The organism is Georgenia satyanarayanai (genome assembly GCF_009193135.1).
GTDB lineage: Bacteria > Actinomycetota > Actinomycetes > Actinomycetales > Actinomycetaceae > Oceanitalea > Oceanitalea satyanarayanai.
The window spans coordinates 10,922-29,269 of record NZ_VUKC01000004.1; the positions used below are offsets into that span (position 1 = coordinate 10,922).

The 18,348-nt window shown below is 67.6% G+C and carries 12 protein-coding genes; 8 read left to right on the top strand and 4 right to left on the bottom strand.

Annotated elements, in window-relative coordinates; translation table 11 throughout:
- Nucleotides 1-7 precede the first annotated feature (7 nt).
- From GD632_RS06735 to GD632_RS06765, 7 genes are all read left to right on the top strand, one after another.
- Entirely contained in the window at nucleotides 8-976 is a 969-nt protein-coding gene (locus GD632_RS06735) for an ABC transporter permease (RefSeq protein WP_152190202.1), read from the top strand.
- Entirely contained in the window at nucleotides 973-1,854 is an 882-nt protein-coding gene (locus GD632_RS06740) for an ABC transporter permease (RefSeq protein ID WP_152190204.1), read from the top strand. Before GD632_RS06735 ends, GD632_RS06740 begins: the two co-directional genes overlap by 4 nt.
- On the top strand, nucleotides 1,851-3,038 hold the full coding sequence (locus GD632_RS06745) for an anhydro-N-acetylmuramic acid kinase (RefSeq protein ID WP_152190206.1): 1,188 nt from the start codon (nucleotides 1,851-1,853) through the stop codon (nucleotides 3,036-3,038). The genes GD632_RS06740 and GD632_RS06745 overlap by 4 nt, the downstream gene beginning before the upstream one ends.
- Complete coding sequence (locus tag GD632_RS06750) at nucleotides 3,028-3,999, top strand: ABC transporter ATP-binding protein (RefSeq protein WP_152190208.1); 972 nt, start codon at nucleotides 3,028-3,030, stop codon at nucleotides 3,997-3,999. The genes GD632_RS06745 and GD632_RS06750 overlap by 11 nt, the downstream gene beginning before the upstream one ends.
- On the top strand, nucleotides 3,999-5,003 hold the full coding sequence (locus GD632_RS06755) for an ABC transporter ATP-binding protein (RefSeq protein WP_152190211.1): 1,005 nt from the start codon (nucleotides 3,999-4,001) through the stop codon (nucleotides 5,001-5,003). The genes GD632_RS06750 and GD632_RS06755 overlap by 1 nt, the downstream gene beginning before the upstream one ends.
- A 47-nt stretch (nucleotides 5,004-5,050) precedes the next feature.
- Nucleotides 5,051-6,622 carry a serine hydrolase domain-containing protein gene (locus GD632_RS06760; RefSeq protein WP_226924690.1) on the top strand — a complete coding sequence of 524 codons (1,572 nt, stop codon included), beginning with the start codon at nucleotides 5,051-5,053 and terminating at the stop codon, nucleotides 6,620-6,622.
- Between the two features lie 1,038 nt (nucleotides 6,623-7,660).
- Nucleotides 7,661-8,659, top strand: coding sequence for a 5'-nucleotidase (locus tag GD632_RS06765; protein ID WP_152190556.1), 999 nt, complete (start codon nucleotides 7,661-7,663; stop codon nucleotides 8,657-8,659).
- Between the two features lie 460 nt (nucleotides 8,660-9,119).
- Here GD632_RS06765 and GD632_RS06770 read toward each other — a convergent pair whose 3' ends face one another.
- From GD632_RS06770 to GD632_RS06785, 4 genes are all read right to left on the bottom strand, one after another.
- Nucleotides 9,120-12,242 carry a DUF3427 domain-containing protein gene (locus GD632_RS06770; protein ID WP_193311383.1) on the bottom strand — a complete coding sequence of 1,041 codons (3,123 nt, stop codon included), beginning with the start codon at nucleotides 12,240-12,242 and terminating at the stop codon, nucleotides 9,120-9,122.
- Between the two features lie 208 nt (nucleotides 12,243-12,450).
- A complete protein-coding gene (locus GD632_RS06775) occupies nucleotides 12,451-12,735 on the bottom strand; it encodes a GIY-YIG nuclease family protein (protein WP_152190213.1) in 285 nt (94 codons plus the stop codon).
- A 45-nt stretch (nucleotides 12,736-12,780) separates the two neighbouring features.
- A protein-coding gene (locus GD632_RS06780; RefSeq protein ID WP_152190560.1) for an IS3 family transposase occupies nucleotides 12,781-13,973 on the bottom strand; the annotation gives its coding sequence in 2 pieces (ribosomal slippage) (nucleotides 12,781-13,686 and nucleotides 13,689-13,973; 1,191 coding nt in all).
- Nucleotides 13,974-14,019: 46 nt separating this feature from the next.
- A complete protein-coding gene (locus GD632_RS06785; protein WP_226924695.1) occupies nucleotides 14,020-14,235 on the bottom strand; it encodes a DUF2510 domain-containing protein in 216 nt (71 codons plus the stop codon).
- A 799-nt stretch (nucleotides 14,236-15,034) separates the two neighbouring features.
- On the opposite strand from GD632_RS06785, the gene GD632_RS06790 reads away from it, so the two are divergent.
- Nucleotides 15,035-16,927, top strand: a complete 1,893-nt coding sequence (locus GD632_RS06790) for a DUF2075 domain-containing protein (RefSeq protein WP_226924697.1) — start codon at nucleotides 15,035-15,037, stop codon at nucleotides 16,925-16,927.
- The last annotated feature ends 1,421 nt before the right edge of the window (nucleotides 16,928-18,348 follow it).

Genomic DNA, 18,348 nt, shown 5'->3' on the forward strand with positions numbered 1-18,348 from the left:
CGCCGGCATGCGCGTCGTCCTCCGTCACCCGGTGCTGCGCCGGGTCCTCGAGGCCCTGGGCACCCTGCTCGGCGTCGCCGTCCTCGTCTTCCTCATGATGCGGGCGCTGCCGGGGGACCAGATCACCGCGTCCCTCGGCACCGAGGCGGCGGCGCTCACCCCGTCGCAGCGGGAGGCGCTCGAGGCGTACTACGGGCTCGACCAGCCGCTCGTCGTCCAGTTCTTCACGTGGCTGGGCAACGTCCTCACCGGCAACCTCGGCGTCTCCACCCGCACCGGGCAGTCGGTGCTCGAGATGACGACGGCGTCCCTCCCGGTGACGATCGAGCTCGCCGTCCTCTCCACGATCCTCGGCATCGCGATCGGCGTCCCGCTGGCCATCTGGTCCGCCTCGAAGCCGAACTCGGTGCGCGACGCGAGCGGGCAGCTCGTCGGCCTCGCCGGCCTGTCGATCCCGGCCTTCCTGCTCGCCTCGGTGCTCCTCGCAACGTCGGCGCGCTTCCTCGGCTACAACCCCAACGCCGAGCAGTTCGCCACCCTCCTCAGCGACCCGTGGCTCAACCTCCAGCAGATGCTCATGCCCGCGCTCGTCCTCGGCTTCGGGCTGGCCGCGCCGATCATGCGCACGGCCCGCTCGGCGATCCTCGAGGTCCAGACCCAGGACTTCGTCCGCACCGCCCGCGGCAAGGGCGTCAGACCCCGCGTGGTCCAGCTGCGCCACGTGCTGCGCAACGCCACCGTCCCCATCCTCACGATGACCGGCATCCAGTTCGGCTACCTGCTCGGCGGGGCGGTCGTCGTCGAGGAGGTCTTCTCCGTGCCCGGGATCGGGCGCCAGGTGCTCACCGGCATGCACCAGCAGGAGTTCGCCCTCGTGCAGAGCACGGTCCTCGTCATCGCGCTGTCCTTCGTCCTCGTCAACCTGCTCACTGACGTCCTCTACCGCGTCGTCGACCCGAGGGTGAGGCAGACATGACCGCCGAGATCACCGCCGACGTCCCCGTCCGCAGCCGCCGTCTCGGTGGCGCGGTCAAGCGGGTGCTCGCCAGCCGCAACGGGCTGGTCGGCGCGTTCCTCACCGTGCTCGTCGTCGGCATCGCGCTCGCCGCGACCCTCGGCGTGTTCGGCGACCCGGTCGCGCAGGACCCTGCTGTGCGGATGCAGGGGCCGTCCGGTGAGCACTGGTTCGGCACCGACCAGTTCGGCCGCGACGTCTTCGCCCGCGCCGCCGCCGGCGCCGCGAACTCGCTGCGCATCGCGGTCGTCGCGGTCGCCTTCGCCACCCTCGTGGGCACCGCCGCGGGGCTGGTGGCGGGCTACTTCGGCGGCTGGTCGGGGCGCGCGATCCTCGGGATGACGAACGTCCTGTTCGCCTTCCCGCCGCTGCTCCTCGCGCTCGCGCTCGCTGCCGCCGTCTCCCGCAGCTGGCTCACCATCGCCGTCGCGATCGCCATCGTCTACACCCCGATCTTCGTCCGCGTCACCCGCGGGCCGGTGCTCTCGCTGCGCGAGGCGGAGTTCGTCAAGGCCGGCACCGTGCTCGGCTTCCCGACGGCGCGGATCCTGCTGCGGCACGTGCTGCCGAGCATCACCGCGATCGTCATCGTCCAGGTCACGCTCTCGCTGTCCTGGGCGGTGCTCACCGAGGCCTCGCTCAGCTTCCTCGGGCTCGGCACCCCACCGCCCACGCCGTCGCTCGGGTCGATGGTCCTCGAGGCCCGCTCCCTCGTGACGACGGCCTGGTGGACCATGGCCGCGCCGGGCGCCGTCATCGTCCTCCTCGTCGTCGGCCTCAACCTCCTCGGTGACGGCCTGCGCGACGCCCTCGACCCGAAGAACGAAGGGAACCGATGAGAGTCCTCGGCATGATCTCCGGCACCTCCCACGACGGCATCGACGTCGCCGTCGTCGACTACGACGACGACGGCGCGGGGGCCCTGGTCGGCACCGTCCTGCACACGGGGAGCGCGGCGTACGAGCCCGGGCTGCGCGCCCGGCTGCTCGCTGCGCTGCCGCCCGCCGGGACGACGCTCGCCGAGGTGTGCGAGCTCGACACGCTCATCGGGCAGGCCTTCGCCGCGGCCGCGGCGGACGCGATCGCGGCGGCCGGGCCGGTCGACCTCATCTGCTCCCACGGGCAGACCGTCTACCACTGGGTGGAGGGCAGGAAGGCGCTCGGGACGCTGCAGCTCGGGCAGCCGGCGTGGGTCGCGGAGGCCACCGGCGTGCCGGTGGTGGCGGACGTGCGGGCGCGTGACGTCGCGGCGGGCGGGCACGGCGCGCCGCTCGTCTCCTTCCTCGACTCCCTCGTGCTGGCCGACGGCGAGGGGACCGCGGCGGCGCTCAACCTCGGCGGGATCGCCAACATCACCGTCGTCGGCCCGCTGGGGGTGCTCGCCTACGACACCGGGCCCGCCAACGCGCTGCTCGACGTCGCCGTCCTCGACCGCGACGCCCACCCGGCCGGCTACGACGCGGGCGGCGCGATCGCCGCGACCGGCACGGTGGACACCGAGCTGCTCGCGCTGCTGCTCCGCGAGGACTACTACGCCCAGCCGGCCCCCAAGAGCACCGGCAAGGAGCTCTTTCACGCCGGCTACCTCCGGGCGGCGCTGGGAGAGCACGGCCGCGAGCTCAGCACCCCGGACCTGCTCGCCACCCTCACCGCGCTCACCGCCCGCACCGTGGCGGACCAGCTGCGCGCTCACGGCGTCACCCGGGTGCTCGCCTCCGGGGGCGGCGCCGCGAACCCGACGATGCTGCGCATGCTCGCCGAGGAGGTCCCCGGCGTCGAGGTGCTCACCACCGACGTGCTGGGCCTCCCGGCCGACGCGAAGGAGGCGATCGCCTTCGCCCTCTTCGGCTGGTGCACCGCCCACGGCCTGCCCGCGACGGTGCCCTCGGCCACCGGTGCGCGCGGCGCCCGGATCCTCGGCAGCATCACGCCGGGGGACGGGCCGCTGCGCCTGCCCACGCCGGCCGCGCAGGCGCCGCGCACCCTGCGGTTGCGGACCCCGGGAGGCGACGATGACCGCTGACGTGCTCCTCGACGTTCAGGACCTGCGGGTGAGCGCCCGCGGGAGGGACGACGTCGAGATCGTGCACGGCGTCGACCTCCAGCTGCGGCGGGGGGAGATCGTCGGCGTCGTGGGGGAGAGCGGCTCGGGCAAGTCGCTCACCATGCTCGCGCTCATGCGGCTGCTGTCCCGGCCGCTGGAGATCAGCGGCGGCAGCGTGACCTTCCAGGGCCGCGACCTCGCCGGCCTGCGCGAGGAGGAGATCCGCGACCTGCGCGGTCGCGAGATCGCCATGGTGTACCAGGACCCGATGACCTCCCTCAACCCGCTCATGCGGGTGGGGGACCAGGTGGTCGAGGCGTTGCGCGCGCACGGGGTGCCGAAGGCCGAGGCGCGGGAGCGCTGCGTCGAGCTCTTCGCCCGGGTGGGCATCCCCGACCCGACGCGCACCGTGCGCGCCTACCCGCACGAGTTCTCCGGCGGGATGCGCCAGCGCGTCATCATCGCGATGGCCCTCGCGCTGCGGCCCACCCTGCTCATCGCCGACGAGCCGACGACCGCGCTCGACGTCACCATCCAGCAGCAGATCCTCGCGCTCGTCGCCGAGCTGCAGGCCGAGCTGGGGATGATGACGATCTGGGTGACCCACGACCTCGGCGTCGTCGCGCGGCTCGTCCAGCGCGTCGTCGTCATGTACGCGGGGCGAGTGGTGGAGGACGCGCCGGTCGAGCGGCTCTTCGCCGCCCCACAGCACCCCTACACCGAGCGGCTGCTCGCCTCGCTGCCCAACCCGGCCGACGACGAGCGGCCCGCCCTCGCGCAGATCCCCGGCCGCCCGGCGCTGCCCACCGACGACATCGAGGGCTGCCCGTTCCGGCCGCGCTGCCCGCAGGCGCGCGACGTGTGCCTCGAGGAGCCGCCGCTCATCCGGCGTGGGGGCAGCCTCACCCGGTGCTGGGTGCCCCCGGAGGAGTGGACCTGATGCTCGAAGCGGTCGACCTCGTCAAGCACTACCCGGTGCGCGGCTCGCGCGACCCGGGCGCCGTCGTCCACGCGCTCCACGGCGTGTCCCTCACCCTGCGGCCGGGACGGACGCTGGGGATCGTCGGGGAGTCCGGGTGCGGGAAGTCGACGCTGGCCAAGGTGCTCGTCCGGCTCGAGGACCCGACGTCGGGGCAGGTGCTGCTCGACGGCACCGACATCACAGCGCTGCGCGGCCAGGCGCTGCGGGAGCAGCGGCGGCGGATCCAGATGGTCTTCCAGGACCCGAACGCCTCGCTCAACCCGCGCCGCACCGTGGGGCAGACGCTCACCGAGGTGCTCGAGGTGCACCGCATCGGCACCTCCCGCAACCGGCGGCAGCGGGTGCGCGAGCTGCTCGATATGGTGGGGCTGAGCGACGTCTTCGCCGAGCGGTTCCCGCACCAGATGTCCGGTGGGCAGCGGCAGCGGGTGGGGATCGCGCGGGCGCTCGCGGTGGACCCCTCGATCGTGCTGCTCGACGAGCCGGTCTCCGCGCTCGACGTGTCCGTGCGGGCGGAGGTGATGAACCTGCTCGTGCGGCTGCGCGACGAGCTCGACCTGTCCTACGTGTTCATCAGCCACGACGTCGCGATGGTGCGGCAGATCAGCGACGACGTCGGAGTCATGTACCTCGGCAAGGTGGTGGAGATCGGGCCGTGGAAGCCGGTGCTCGACGAGCCGCTCCACCCCTACACCCACGGCCTGCGCGGCGCGGTGCCGGTACCCGACCCGAGCGTCGCGCAGCCGATCTCCGCGACGGTGGTGGGGGAGGTGCCCAACCCGGCCGACCCGCCGAGCGGCTGCACCTTCCACCCGCGCTGCCCGCTGCGCGAGGACGTGTGCGTGGCGCAGGTGCCGCCGCTGACCGACGGGGGGACGCCGCACCCGGTGGCGTGCCACGTGGCGCAGCGCGAGGGCGGGCGGATGCCGCTGATTCTGGGCCGTGCCGAGCCGGCGCGGTGAGATGACGGCGCCGCCGGCCGGCGGACGCCCCGACGGAGGAGGAAGCAATGAGGCTGACACGAGCGACGACGGCGCGAGCGGTGGCACTGCTCGCGGTACCGGCACTGGCCCTCGCGATGGGCGCACCTGCCGTGGCTGAGACGGACGCGCCGCCCGAGGGGCAGGTGGTGCTCAGCCTGTCCGCCGAGCCGCGGGACAAGGACGAGCAGAGCGCGACGTTCTACTCCCCGCACGGCTACGCGACGCTGCGGCTGGCGGCCGAGGGCCGGGCAGCGGGGCAGGTGCGCGTCAACGGTGAGGTGGTGCCGGGGGCGGCGGCCGCGCTCGCCCGCGGGAGGGACGCCGTCGTCGACGTGTCGCAGATGGTCGAGGCGGGGGAGAACACGGTGGAGGTGCGGCTCGTGCGCGGGGACGCGTACGTGAGCGTCGACTTCCCCGAGCTCGTCGACGTCGACCCGGCCGACGTGGGTGTGGACCCGGCGGTCCTCGCGCGGATCGACGCGGCGGTGGAGAGCCGGCTCGGGCTGGAGGACACCGACCGGTACACCGGCGCCGTCGCGCTCGTGGCGCACCGGGGGCAGGTGGTCTACGAGAAGGCCTTCGGGGACGCGCAGACGCACGACGGCGCCGACCTGCTGGCCGAGCCGCGGCCCGCGACGGTGGACACGATGTTCGACATGGCCTCGATCACCAAGGTCGAGGCGACGACGGCAGCGGTCATGCGGCTCGTCGACGAGGGCCGGCTCGACCTCGACTCGCGACTGGACGAGCACCTGCCCGCGTTCGACGACGAGAAGGGCGCGATCACCGTCCGCCAGCTCATCACGCACCGGTCGGGGCTGTGGGAGTGGCAGCCGACGTACCTGCACGGGCGCAACCAGGAGGAGGTGCTCGAGTTCCTCACCGGGCTCGACCTGCGCTACGAGACCGGTAGCCAGCGGCGGTACTCGGACATCGGGTTTATGCTGCTCGGCGTCATTGTCGAGCAGGTGAGCGGGCAGCCGCTGGACGAGTACGTGCGCGAGCACGTCCACGAGCCGCTCGGGATGACCGACACGATGTTCCGGCCCGACCCGGCGCTGCGCGACCGCATCGCCGCGACCTCGCTGGGCAACTCTTACGAGTACACGATGATCGACACGGGCAGCCCGTACCCAATCGTCGGCGACCTCTCCCCGGAGGAGTTCACGGACTGGCGGGACTACACGCTCGTGGGGGAGGTCAACGACGGGAACGCCTGGTACGGCTGGGAGGGCGTGGCCGGGCACGCCGGCCTGTTCTCGACGGCGCGGGACCTGGCGATCTACGGGCAGACGCTCGTCAACGGCGGCGGCTACGGGAACGCGCAGCTTGCCTCGGCTGAGACGGTGGCGCAGTTCCTTGAGCCGCAGTACGACAGCGGGCAGGTGCTCGGCTTCTGGTCCGACCGGCTCTCCTTCGCCGACCTGCCCGGCGGGTACGGGCACAACGGGTTCACCGGGACGGAGTTCCTCTTCGACCCGGAGCGGGAGCTCGTGGTCGTGCTGCTCACCAACCGGCTGCACCCGGACCGGGGGCCTGCAAGCATCACCGCTGTGTGGCAGGAGGTGGTGCGGGCGGCGTTGGAGGTGGCGGGCTGACACAGGGCGCTCGCGCTACCTGCCTAGCAGATCCTTCGCAAGTCCGAGGACCAGGCTGACGACAAGCAGCGCGGTCTGCATGTGCCGGGTCCAGTCAGCTTGAGGGCGAGCCTGGCCTCCTCGAGGTCAGCGTGCCCACGCGGGCTAGCTTCGACCAGCCGCTGACGTGCGTCACCCGTCGCCGCGATGAGCGCGCCGGGTCCTGCGAGTCGGAAATGCAACCGTGCTTCTCCTCGAGCTGAGCGGCGCTGCGCACGGCGGCAATATCGTGGACTTGTACCGGCTCGACGCGGCGAGCGCGGCCTGGAACTGGCGCGTGCAAGCCATCGTGAAGTGTAGACGAACGCGTTCCCACGCGTCCTCGGGCGCCAACCGGAACAAGAGCGGGCCGAGCGTGCCTACGAAGCCGAACAGCGTGCGGTGCTGCACTCTTGCGGGGAAGGGAATTCGAAAGTGCCATGAGCATGTCAGTCGCTTCTATCTCGAGCCCGTCGACGTCGCCCGGCAAGCTCTCGCGTAGCTTCTCACGGCTCGTGAGCATGAGGCGTTCGCGACGATGGTGGAAACAATCGCCTCTGCCGCGACGGCAATCGGCGAGCCACGTCGTCACCTCGTGGAGCTCCGTCGTTGCGGAGACGGTCAGCGAAGGCCACGGAGGAGTGACCGGCGGACACGGGACGCCTTCGAGAGTCCGTTCGAGCGATGCTCCGCTGACGCGCTCATACCCGAGAGATCCGGGATCCCCACGGCCAAGTAGGAGGCTCGTGTCTTGGTTGAGGGGACACGGTGCGGAGGAGCGGGACTACGGCGAGGGAGCGGAGGCGTCCGCCGCTCCAGCATGTGAGCCAGTTGAGGACACCGCACCCGCGTCGTCACGCCAGCGGCAGTCGGTTATCAACTCGCAGTTGCGAGTCAGGTCCAATCACTTGGCACTTCCGATGTGTCGAAGTGTCAAGGAGTGCCGTCGAAGTGGCGAGAGGCACGGTGATGGTGGACAACGGTCTACTATCTGTTGCCTGGGAACGGAAGGGAGTGAAAGTGCCATACAGTTTGGACGATCAGCTGGTCATAGGCGTTGCATCGAGTGCGCTATTCGACCTCTTGGACTCTGACGCGGTATTTCGTCGGGACGGTGAGGAGGCGTACAGGCGCTACCAGGAGGAAAAGATTGAGAACCCGCTGGAGCCAGGTGTCGCGTTCCCATTCATAAAGCGTCTCCTTTCTCTGAACGACCTTGCCGCTCCGGACGGTGGGCAGTTGGTCGAGGTTATCGTGCTATCGAGAAATGACCCGGAGACCGGCCTGCGTGTCATGCGGTCCATAAAGCACTATGGTTTACCTATCACGCGTGCGGTGTTCCGTCAGGGGCGCTCGCCGCACAAGTTCATGCCCGCCTTCAATATGTCACTCTTCTTGTCTGGTAATGAGGGCGACGTGCGTCAGGCCGTTTCCTCGGGGCACCCGGCGGGCCTTGTTCTAGGATCGTCTGCGTTGGAGGATGAGGGCGATGCGGACCTTCGCATCGCCTTTGACTTCGACGGCGTCCTGGCTGATGACTCGTCCGAACGTGTCATGCAACGAGGCACGCTTCAAGACTTCCACGATCACGAAGTTCAGAACCTGTCTGAACCGATCCGCCCGGGACCGCTTCGTGACTTCCTTGCGGGTATCAACAAGATTCAGAAGCTCGAGGAGCAGCGAAGGCTCTGCGACCCGAGCTATCGGATCCGCGTGCATGTCGCGATTGTGACTGCTCGCAATGCCCCATCGCACGAGCGAGCGGTCCGTAGTCTCAAGGACTGGGGCGTCACTGTGAATGACGCGTTCTTCTTAGGGGGAGTCGAGAAAGCGCGTGTTCTTGAGATCCTCAAGCCGCACATCTTCTTCGACGATCAGCGAGCGCACCTTGTGTCCGCCGCCGAGGTTGCGCCTAGCGTTCATGTGCCCTTCGGGGTGACCAATCAGTCTACAAGTGCCGGCGAGCGCGTTATGGTTGCGCAGCAGCCTATCGGCGGATTTCGAGAGGTAGATTCGTGACTTAAGGCTGCCAGGCCTGGGCGGTTCTTTTGCTGTGGGCCGACGAGTCCTTCCTGCCAGGGCGAACTGAAGGTGAGGATCGCTCGTCCGCCGTCGAGTTCAGCGCCCACTACGTCCGCGCCGTCGCGCTCTCCTACCGATTCCTGGGGATCAACATCGTTCTGAACAGCATCCTCCGGGCGGCGGGCGCGATGTACTAGGTGCACGCGCTCAACTCAGTTCCGTCCTTCTGGGTGCTGCGCTGCCCGCTCACGTGCGTCCTCCTCGCGCTGGTTCTACGGCTTCGGTATCGCGCTCGGCCTGGGACCAAGCTTCGTCGTGAGCAGCGCGGTCACCTACCTCTACTTCCGCTTCCGGAAGTGGCGCGGAAAGGAGCTCTTCGCCGACGCTGCCCGCGCGTAGGCGTCGGACGTGCCCGTAGGGACACGCGACGGCGCAACGCCGCGTGCTCGTCGCCGGCTCACGCCGTAGCGACCGATGCCATTTGAAAGACGTCCATCGGCAGCGGCCTGCGAAGGCGCCAGGTGATCGCGATAGGTCGTTCACCCGTGTGGTCCACGTAGTCGGCGGGGCCGAGGAAGAGATACGGAGCGGCGCCGAGGGCGTCGCTCTTGTGCTCCCGGGAGAACAGCAGTACGTGGGTGCCGCGCTCGCGGTGATGGAGGTAGCGCTGGCCGGTGGGTGAGGTGACCGTGGTCCGTGACTGCGTCTCCCAGTGGAACAGCTCAGGGCTGATGGCGTAGTCGTTGTACATCGTCGTGGGGGAGTAGTCGCGCTCGGACTTCCTCAGTGTCACGAGGAAGGCATCGGCCTTCCAGGGCTTCGAGAACAGCACGCCCTCACGAACGCTGTCCGCGCGCCGCTCTGGGCCAGCGTGGTCCAGGGCGGCGACGATCTCGTCACGGCTGTACCGCGCGTGCGTCTTGAGCCCGAGCGACGCGAGCGGACCCGCGACCTCCTTCGGCAGGTGGTGAATGCCGGCCCGGCCGAGCTCGATAATCTCGATAAACTCGCGCCGTGCTGCGGGCTCCGCGTGGAGGGCCTCAAGCCCAGCGGTGTAGAGCGCGTCGGGTGCCTCCGGATCGACGGGGAAGTCGCCACGGTCAGGCCAGATGCTGAAGAAGAGCATCCGGGCGTACCGCTGGTCGCGTTCGTTCAGGTCCGTGTACGACGGCGGATTGTCGCTCAGTAGGCGGAGGTAGGCGTTGGCTCGCTCGGGATCGTCGACGTGGGCGAGCGCGGCTCCGCGCCTGACGACGTCGTGATGGCGGGGGCCAGGTGCAGGCACGTCGAGTCCGGCGTCACGGCGGAGCTGGATCCACCCCTTGTCGGGCTTGAGGACGTCGGCGAGCTCCAGGTCGGTCTCGCGCAGGAAGGTGGCCAATGTGACGTCGTCACGCGCTGCCGCCAGAGCCTTGAGCTCGCTGACGAGCGTCCGCCAGCGGTGCAGCGTTTGGGACTTGATACTCGCCAAAATGGTCTGACGGCTCTGGCGGTCCAGCACGATCTGGCAGCCGGTGGGGAGGAATGGGAAGCCGTGCTCAATCTGATCGCGTAGGCCTCTGCGTGTTGTGCCCGTGAGGGCGCGGAAGCGACGCTCGAAGCGAAACTCCTTGCGCTGATGGCCGACGAAGTCGAGTGCGGTGAGCACAGCCTTCGTCGGCGATGCACGCAGCCCGCGACCCAGCTGCTGGAGAAAGATCGTCGCGCTTTCGGTGGGCCGCAGGAACAGCACGGTGTCGACCTCCGGCAGGTCGATGCCCTCGTTGTAGAGGTCGGCGGTGAACAGGATGTTGACCCGCTTGACCCTGAGATCCTGCAGTGCTTGCGCGCGCTCGGCGGCCGCCGTCTCACCCGAGACGGCGCGGGCGGGGATGCCAGAAGCGGTGAACTTCTCCGCCATGTAACGCGCATGACGGACTCCGACACAGAAGCCAAGGGCGCGCATCGCGGACAGGTCGGAGACCTTGTCCCGGAGCTCCTTTAGGATGATGAGCGTGCGCGCGTCGTTGCCGGTGTAGACGTTCTCGAGCTCGGCGTGGTCGTAGCCGCCGCGCCGCCAACTCACCGAGCTGAGGTCGACGTTGTCTGCGATCCCGAAGTAGTGGAACGGGCTCAGCAGTTCGGCCTCCAAGGCGTCCCACAGGCGGATCTCGGCGGCGGTGTGCCCGTCGAAGAACTCGTCGGCCACATCGATGCCGTCGGCGCGTTCGGGGGTGGCGGTGAGCCCGACGAGTTCACGAGGCGTGAAGTGGGACAGGAGCCGCCGGTAGGTGGACGCGTGGGCGTGGTGGAACTCGTCGACGACAAGAACATCGAAGGCGTCGGGTGGGAGGGAGTGGGTGGAGCGCGTGAAGGACTGAATGGTGGCGAAAATGTGCTGCCAGCTCTCGGGCGTGTACCCCTGCCCCCACAGCTCGCCGAATGAGCCGTCCCCAAGCACCTCGCGGTAGGTGCGGAGCGCCTGTTGCAAGATCTCGATGCGGTGTGCGACGAAGAGCAGCCGCGGTTGCTTCCCGTCTTTCACCACGCTTCGGTAGTCCAGCGCCGCGACCACCGTCTTTCCTGTGCCGGTCGCTGCGACGACGAGGTTTCGGTGGCGGCCATGAACGGTGCGTTCGACCTCGAGCTGCTCGAGGATCTCCTGCTGGTGCGGATACGGACGCACCTGCAGACCTGAGAGATTGAGCGACGTTCCTGGAGTCTTGCGGCCGGCAGCCTCAGCGAGTGCTGCATCGAGTCGCTCGGAGTCTTCCGCCGGCCTGTAGTCGACGTACGACGGGTCGTTCCAGTACGTCTCGAAGGTGGCGTCGAACTTGTGGAGCAGCGACGGAGTCGCCACGGCCGACAACCGCACGTTCCACTCCACGCCGTCGAGCAGTGCCGCTGTCGAGAGGTTAGACGAGCCCACATAGGCGGTGTCGAATCCGGTGGCTCGGCGAAAGAGCCACGACTTCGCGTGCAGGCGGGTCCGGTTGAGCTCGTACTGGACCTTGACGTGTGCGCCGATCTCATTGACTAGCCAGTCGAGCGCGCGACGCTCGGTGGCCCCGATGTAGGTCGTGGTGATGACGCGCAGGGTGCCGCCGCGCTCGGTAAACGCCCGTAGGGGCTCCTCGAGCACCCGGAGCCCCGTCCACCGAACAAAGGCGCACAGCAGATCGACGTGCTGTGCCGAGGCGAACTCTGATCGCAGTTCGGCTCCGAGGCTGGGATCGCCCTTGGCGTTCGTCAGCAGAGCCGCATCGGTGAGCGGGGTGCGTGGGCGATCAGTGTGGGGTGTCGGGGTCTGGGCCCCCTCGATGGCATAAAGCTGGCGCATCGGTGGGACGACGGCAGCGTCCGCGGCCTCGATCTGCGCGAGAAGCCCGTTCACGAGCTCTAGTCGTCGTTCGCTGTCCTTCGTCGCCGTAAGTACGCGATGAAGCTCATCCGCGAGGTGACGGGAGAGTACGTCTGGTGCGTCTGCCGGATCGAGGTGCTCCTCGCATGCCGCCTGTGGCGGCGTGAGCGCGGTCAGCTTCTCAGAGAGCGACTGGGTAACGAGTGATTCGTAGAGGCCTTCGTGCACCGTGTCCTGCATCCGTCCGTGGAGGCGGGCGGCCGTTCGCGCCCTCGAGCCAGCTTACGGAGCGAGCCGGGAGACGGTGGTGCATTCCGACTCAGCGATGCGTTCGGGCCAGCCGCCGCGGCTGAGGGAACTGGCATCATCACCGCGGACGACGGCGCCGATCCCTCTAAGCGTGCGGAGCGACGCCGTCGTAGTCGGTTCTAGAACGAAGTTCAGCGGATCAGAACGCGTCGGCTAGTTCTCCCCTGCTGAGGCGGAACTCCTCGGCCTCCGCCGTCTCCGTGTACTCGGTGACAGCGCCTGCGTGCTGCTTGAGTACGTCGAGCACCTCGGTGGGGGTGGCGTAGAAGAACTCTCTGCGCAGGTTCACCTTGTTGAGTCGACGGTTCGCGAAGTGTGCGTGGAGCGCTGCCTCAAGCGACACGGCGTCGGTCGAGAAGTACATCGTGTGGACGTCGAAGCGGAACGGGACGGAGGCGTCGCCGAGCTCGTTGACTCGGTCCATCGGTTCGAGGCGGGGGTCTGCTGCACGGATAGGTGACAGGTTGGGTCACGCAGCCTGGGTGGCGGGCGTGGTCATGATGGTCTCGTACTCGATGGGGGTCAACCGGCCGAGGGCGGCCTGCCATCTGCGGCGGTGGTAGGTCCGTTCGATCCAGGTGACGATCGCGATCCGGAGCTCTTCGCGGGTGGCCCAGGGGCGGCGGTCCAGGACGTTCTTCTGGAGCAGGCTGAAGAAGCTCTCCATGGCCGCGTTGTCGCCGGCTGCGCCGACTCTGCCCATCGATCCGACCATGTCGTGGCGGTTGAGGGCGTGAACGAATCTCCGGCTGCGGAATTGCGACCCGCGGTCCGAGTGCACGATGCAGCCGGCGACGTCACCGCGCCTGGCGACGGCGTTGTCGAGCGCCGCCACGGCCAGGCGTGACTTCATCCGAGAGTTGATGGAGTAGCCGACGATCCGGTTGGAGTAGGCGTCCTTGATCGCGCACAGGTAGAGCTTGTCTTCACCGGTGCGGTGCTCGGTGATATCGGTGAGCCACAGCTCGTTGACGGCGTCGGCGGTGAACTCGTGCCGCTGTCGACCCTTGTCATCGGTCACGATGCACAGGTCCTCGTGCACCGGCGGGCCGGGCCTCTTGCCGTTCTTGCCGCGCTTCTTGCCGAACGCGCTCCACCAGCCCTGCCGCGAGCAGATCCGCCATGCGGTCCGCTCGGCCATGGGCTCACCGGCTTCGCGGGCTTCGTCGACCAGGAAGCGGTAGCCGAACTCCGGGTCATCGCGGTGGGCGTCGAACAGGGCGTGGGCACGATATGCCTGCTCGAGGTCGGAGTCGGTGACCGGGTGGGTGAGCCAGCGGTAGTAGGGCTGGCGCGCGATCTTGAGCACCCGGCACGTCACCGTGACGGGGATCCCGTCTTCGGCCAGCTCGCGGACGAGCGGGTACATCATTTTCCCGGCAGGTTCGCCTGCGACAGATTCGCGGCCGCCCGGCGCAGGACCTCGTTCTCCTGCTCCAGCAGACGGATCCGCTTGCGCGCTTCACGCAGCTCGGTGTTCTCGGCTGCGGTCGTGCCGGGCCTCACGCCCTCCTCGACGTCGGCGGTCTTCATCCAGTTCGTCAGACAGGACTCGCTGATGCCGAAGTCGGCAGCGATCTGCTTGAGGTGGACGCCCGGCTCGCGATTCCGCGCGACCCGCACGACGTCGTCGCGGAACTCCTTGGGGTATGGCTTAAGCACGGTGCACATCCTTCCAGTGGCACCCTGCGGCACCACAGATCAGATGTCACCTATCCGTGCAGCAGACCCGCACGTCGCGACGGAGGCGTTGCTGGTGCGGCGTATGAGCTTCGTGCGCAGCTGGAGGCTGCGTGGGCGTCGCCTGGGGGTCTGCGGGGCGGACGTGCGCGGTCCACGTTGTGCCGTCCCAGTACCGAAGGGAGCCGGCCTGGTGAGGGTCCGGGTACCAGTCTGCTGGTGCAGAGCTCGTCAAGATCCTCACTTCTCAACGCTTCGTTGCGGGATGCCCGTCATGCCGTGCCATCGGCGGCGAACCTCTCGAGGTTAAGCATGTGATTCCGGCCGTTCCGGTAGTGGGGCCCGAGCCGGCTATGTCGGTCGCATCGTCTCTCGGATCGATAAACCTCCACACCCGGTACGACGGCGGTGGATCCACCCTCGCAGTTGAGTCCGCCGCCGTCGTTGTTCTGAACGGACCTCAGGACTGCGCCTCTTCCGGAACCCACTACGGACCGTCGGTGTTCTCCTCCAGGTGGGCGGCGAAGTCATCGACGTGGTTGGCGTCGCCTGTGGCCCTTCGCTCACTCGGCGTCGTCGTTCTGCTCGTTGACGACGGTCTGGAGGAGGAGGTACTCCAGGATGCGCTCGGTGGCCAGCGCCGTCGAGCGGGCAATGCTGGCGTTTTAGACGATCGCCGGCGATGACGATGCAGTCGAGATTCACGCTGAGCGGCTGAATGGTCAGCGTTCGCATTTCGGTGTTCTCGAGGTCGTGCGGGGTGGCGGCGAAGAGCTGATCGACAGAAGGCCGCCGTCGTCCTCGGCGTTGAAGGCCTCGCGGTGGGCGGTGTGCTGCTCGTCCCTCGGTAACGAGTCGCTGTCTCGCTTGTGGGGTCGAGTTGGCGCCGCGGAGAAGCCGGACTTCTGGTCCGAGGCACGAAGATCCCGAACACGGGCGCGTGGACTCGGTAGCCTGTGGAGTGCAAGCGGTAACGACGGACTTCCGGTCTTCGGACATGTCCCCACCGCACGACTACTCGTGCCGTGTGAGGGATCCATCTGGTGGCCGACGTTCGAACGAGCGCACGTGCGCTCGCTGAAATTTGCAGCAGTGACATCTCGGTTCTTGAGGACCGCATGGCAAGCCATCTCTACAGCACTGGTGCGGGTTCGCCCGGAGCGGGCGAACGGAGGTCCTGGCGTGGGAGCCTTCCAGTCCTGGCTCAGGACCTCGTTGACGCGGGCCTAGGTGACGTCGAAGTCATCCTGGAGCACCGGCTGCCATTGTCGAGTAAGCGCATAGACGCCTTGCTGGTGGGGCGTCATCCAAGTACGGGCAATCCGAGCATCGTTGTCGTGGAACTCAAACAGTGGAGCGGCGCGACGAGCTGGCAGGGTAGCGACACTCTCGTCGACGTTGCCGCGGCCCCATACCGACCGGCGCTCCATCCAGGCGTTCAAGTCAGCGGCTACGTGGAATACCTCAGGGACTTCATGCCAGGCCTCGCCGATGACCCGAGCATGACCGCAGGTGTGGCGTACCTCCACAACGCCACCGACAACAGCGTGGCAGACCTGTTCGTGCGTCCTGTGACAGAGACTTCTAGGCTCTTCACAGGCCAGCGGCGCGGGGCATTTCACGACTACCTTCGTTCACGTCTTGCGGCAGTGCCGGCCGTCGAGGTGGCTGACCAGTTCCTCAGTGCGGCCATCGCTCCTTCCAAGCAGCTGTTGAGCGTAGCCGCCGACGAGATTCGGGACCGTGAGCAGTTCGTGCTGCTCGACGAGCAGCGTGTCGCGTACGAGGTCGTGTTGCGCGAGGTCGAGGCAGCGCGGCAAGCCGACAGCAAGTCAGTGGTCGTCATTGCGGGCGCACCGGGCAGTGGAAAGAGCGTCATCGCACTATCTCTGCTCGGCGAGCTGGCTCGTCAAGGTCGCGCCGTGATTCACGCAACTGGTTCCCGGTCATTCACCCAGACGATGCGTCAGGTCGCCGGCAAGGGGTCGACGCGCGTCAAGAACCTGTTTAAGTACTTCAATTCCTTCATGGATGCCGAGAGGAACGGCCTTGACGTCCTCGTCCTGGATGAGGCTCACCGCATCCGGGAGAAGTCAGTCAATCGGTACACGCCAAAGCAGCTACGTGAGGCCGCGCGGCCGCAGATTGAGGAACTGATCGACGCGGCACGTGTACCCGTTTTCCTCCTGGACGAGCACCAGGTCGTTCGCCCTGGGGAGCTGGGGACCGTTGCCGACATCGAAGCCCACGCCACGACACGGGGTCTGCCCGTTCGCCACATCAATCTGAATGCTCAGTTCCGCGCGGGCGGAAGTCAGACCTACCTCGATTGGGTGCACCGCTTACTTGATCTCACCAGTGAAGGCACTTCGGAGGGCGGGTCGCCTGGTTGGCACGATGAGCCGACGTTCTCGGTCGACGTCGTTGAGTCGGTCGAGGAGCTCGAAGGGCGACTTCGCGCCTTCCGCGACTCAGGAGTTACCGCGCGGATGACCGCGGGCTTCTGCTGGCCGTGGAGCAACCCCACGAAGGACGGTCGACTCGTCCACGATGTTCAGATCGGCGAGTGGAGCCGTCCCTGGAATCTCAAGAGCGACCGTGCTGTGGGTGGCGCCCCTCCATCATCGTTGTGGGCGACGGACCCTGACGGATTCGATCAAGTCGGTTGCGTCTACACCGCCCAGGGCTTCGAGTACGCGTGGAACGGCGTGGTACTCGGTCCCGACTTGGTGTGGCGAGGAAACCGCTGGGTGACGCGACGAGAGTTCAATAAGGACCCGGACTTCCGATCAAAGACAGCGGTTGATGATGCCACCTTCGACCGCCTCGTCCGGCACGTTTACAAGGTGCTCCTAACGAGAGGTCTCCGCGGGACGCTTCTCTACTCGATGGACCAGGAGACGCAGGAGATGCTCCGGACACGCGTGAACCCCTGAGGGCGTCCACGCCAGCGTCGTGGTCGCACTGCCGGCAAGCGTCGAGCCCGCGCCGCTGGGAGCGGTGAATCGCTTCCGTAACCCAAGGTCACAGTCAGCCGGTCTTCAGCCATGTCGAGGCACGGGTGAGCGTGGGCACCCGTCCCGCCCCGAGCTGACGGAGGTGTCCGTGAGACGTCACGCCGGAGCGGGTCGCCAGTCGTTGCGTGCGAGGGAACCCGACAGACTGCCGCTGACCCGCGTTGGTCGCGATAACCCGTCGCTCCTTCGCGCTGGAGACCAGCGTGTGAGGCCCATCCAGCATGAGTGAAGTCCATTCCGGCTTGGCCCGGCGCGTGGCCGCGGGAATCGGCAAGGGAGGTATGGCAATCGCCCACGAGCACCAGTCTCGTAGCTTTATGCTGAGTCGACCGCGCCGAAGCGGGTGTGTGCGTTTTCCCCACTGGAGGGCCCTGTGCCAGATAAGTCATTCTCGCCTGCTGCTACGCACGACTATTCCTGTGAGCACGCTGCGCAAGCCACTTGCAGATGTCGGTGCCGTGGAGCTGGGCACCAATTCGATCTAGTGCAGCGAGCGGCGACCTGCAGCAACTCCACAGACATGGCGGCCTTGGCCTCAAGCCTCGACCAGGTTTTCGGCGAGTTTCGAAGCAATTTTCGTGACGCGCGCCCGCGGGCGCGCGGGTCGCGAAAGGCGCTCGCTCAGGCTGAGGCTAAAGTCTTGTCCCTCGACGTGCGAAGAGGGGCGACTTGGCTCGAGACTGTGCTCGTCGACGAGGGCTTGCACGCGGCGTTTCTCATGGTTGCGAACTCCTCGCTTGCCGCTACCGACGACGAACGCGAGAGGCAGGGACGACTGGTTGATTCCATCACGCGCGACGCCATCCCGGTAGTTGGTTCGTTAGTCGAGTTCAGCAATATTGCCGAGTCTCATGTATGGTGCAGTATCGTCGCGGAGTACTTGGCGTCCACGAGCGGCGCTACGCCGAGCGGACCAATGCCCCCTACCTTTTTCGGACGGATATGCTACCCGCGCAAGAGCATTCCGACGGCCCCCTCTTCATTGCCGAAGATGCGACAAGCGGGACTCGCACACCTTGCAAGCCAGATAGGTAGCACTCGGAGCCTCTCCACTGATCGTTCGGCGCAGATTGTCCAACTCGTCGGAGCGGCGACGTGCCCCGACTTGTGGCGCCATCCCGCAGCGGTCAGGTACTGCCTCGAGCCATTTGTATCCCACTCGAGTTGGCCGCCGGCTCGATCTACTAAGTTGGCTGTTCCCCCGGCCTTCTCGGAGCTCGGGAGACGCTGGAGTCGGAAGGGCAAACTGGTAGAGAAGACGCTCTTGGCCGCCGAGGGACCGCGCAGCCCGCTAAGGCGAGTCGGGCGGATCGATTTGTTTTCCAGTGATGCAGTCAATG

Excerpts from the sequence above, each read along its gene's own strand:
- GD632_RS06735 (WP_152190202.1), top strand. The coding sequence starts at position 8 with ATGCGCGTCGTCCTCCGTCACCCGGTGCTGCGCCGGGTCCTCGAGGCC.
- GD632_RS06775 (WP_152190213.1), bottom strand. The coding sequence starts at position 12,735 with ATGGACCGAGTCAACGAGCTCGGCGACGCCTCCGTCCCGTTCCGCTTC.
- GD632_RS06755 (WP_152190211.1), top strand. The coding sequence starts at position 3,999 with ATGCTCGAAGCGGTCGACCTCGTCAAGCACTACCCGGTGCGCGGCTCG.
- GD632_RS06740 (WP_152190204.1), top strand. The coding sequence starts at position 973 with ATGACCGCCGAGATCACCGCCGACGTCCCCGTCCGCAGCCGCCGTCTC.
- GD632_RS06770 (WP_193311383.1), bottom strand. The coding sequence starts at position 12,242 with ATGCAGGACACGGTGCACGAAGGCCTCTACGAATCACTCGTTACCCAG.
- GD632_RS06760 (WP_226924690.1), top strand. The coding sequence starts at position 5,051 with ATGAGGCTGACACGAGCGACGACGGCGCGAGCGGTGGCACTGCTCGCG.
- GD632_RS06745 (WP_152190206.1), top strand. The coding sequence starts at position 1,851 with ATGAGAGTCCTCGGCATGATCTCCGGCACCTCCCACGACGGCATCGAC.
- GD632_RS06750 (WP_152190208.1), top strand. The coding sequence starts at position 3,028 with ATGACCGCTGACGTGCTCCTCGACGTTCAGGACCTGCGGGTGAGCGCC.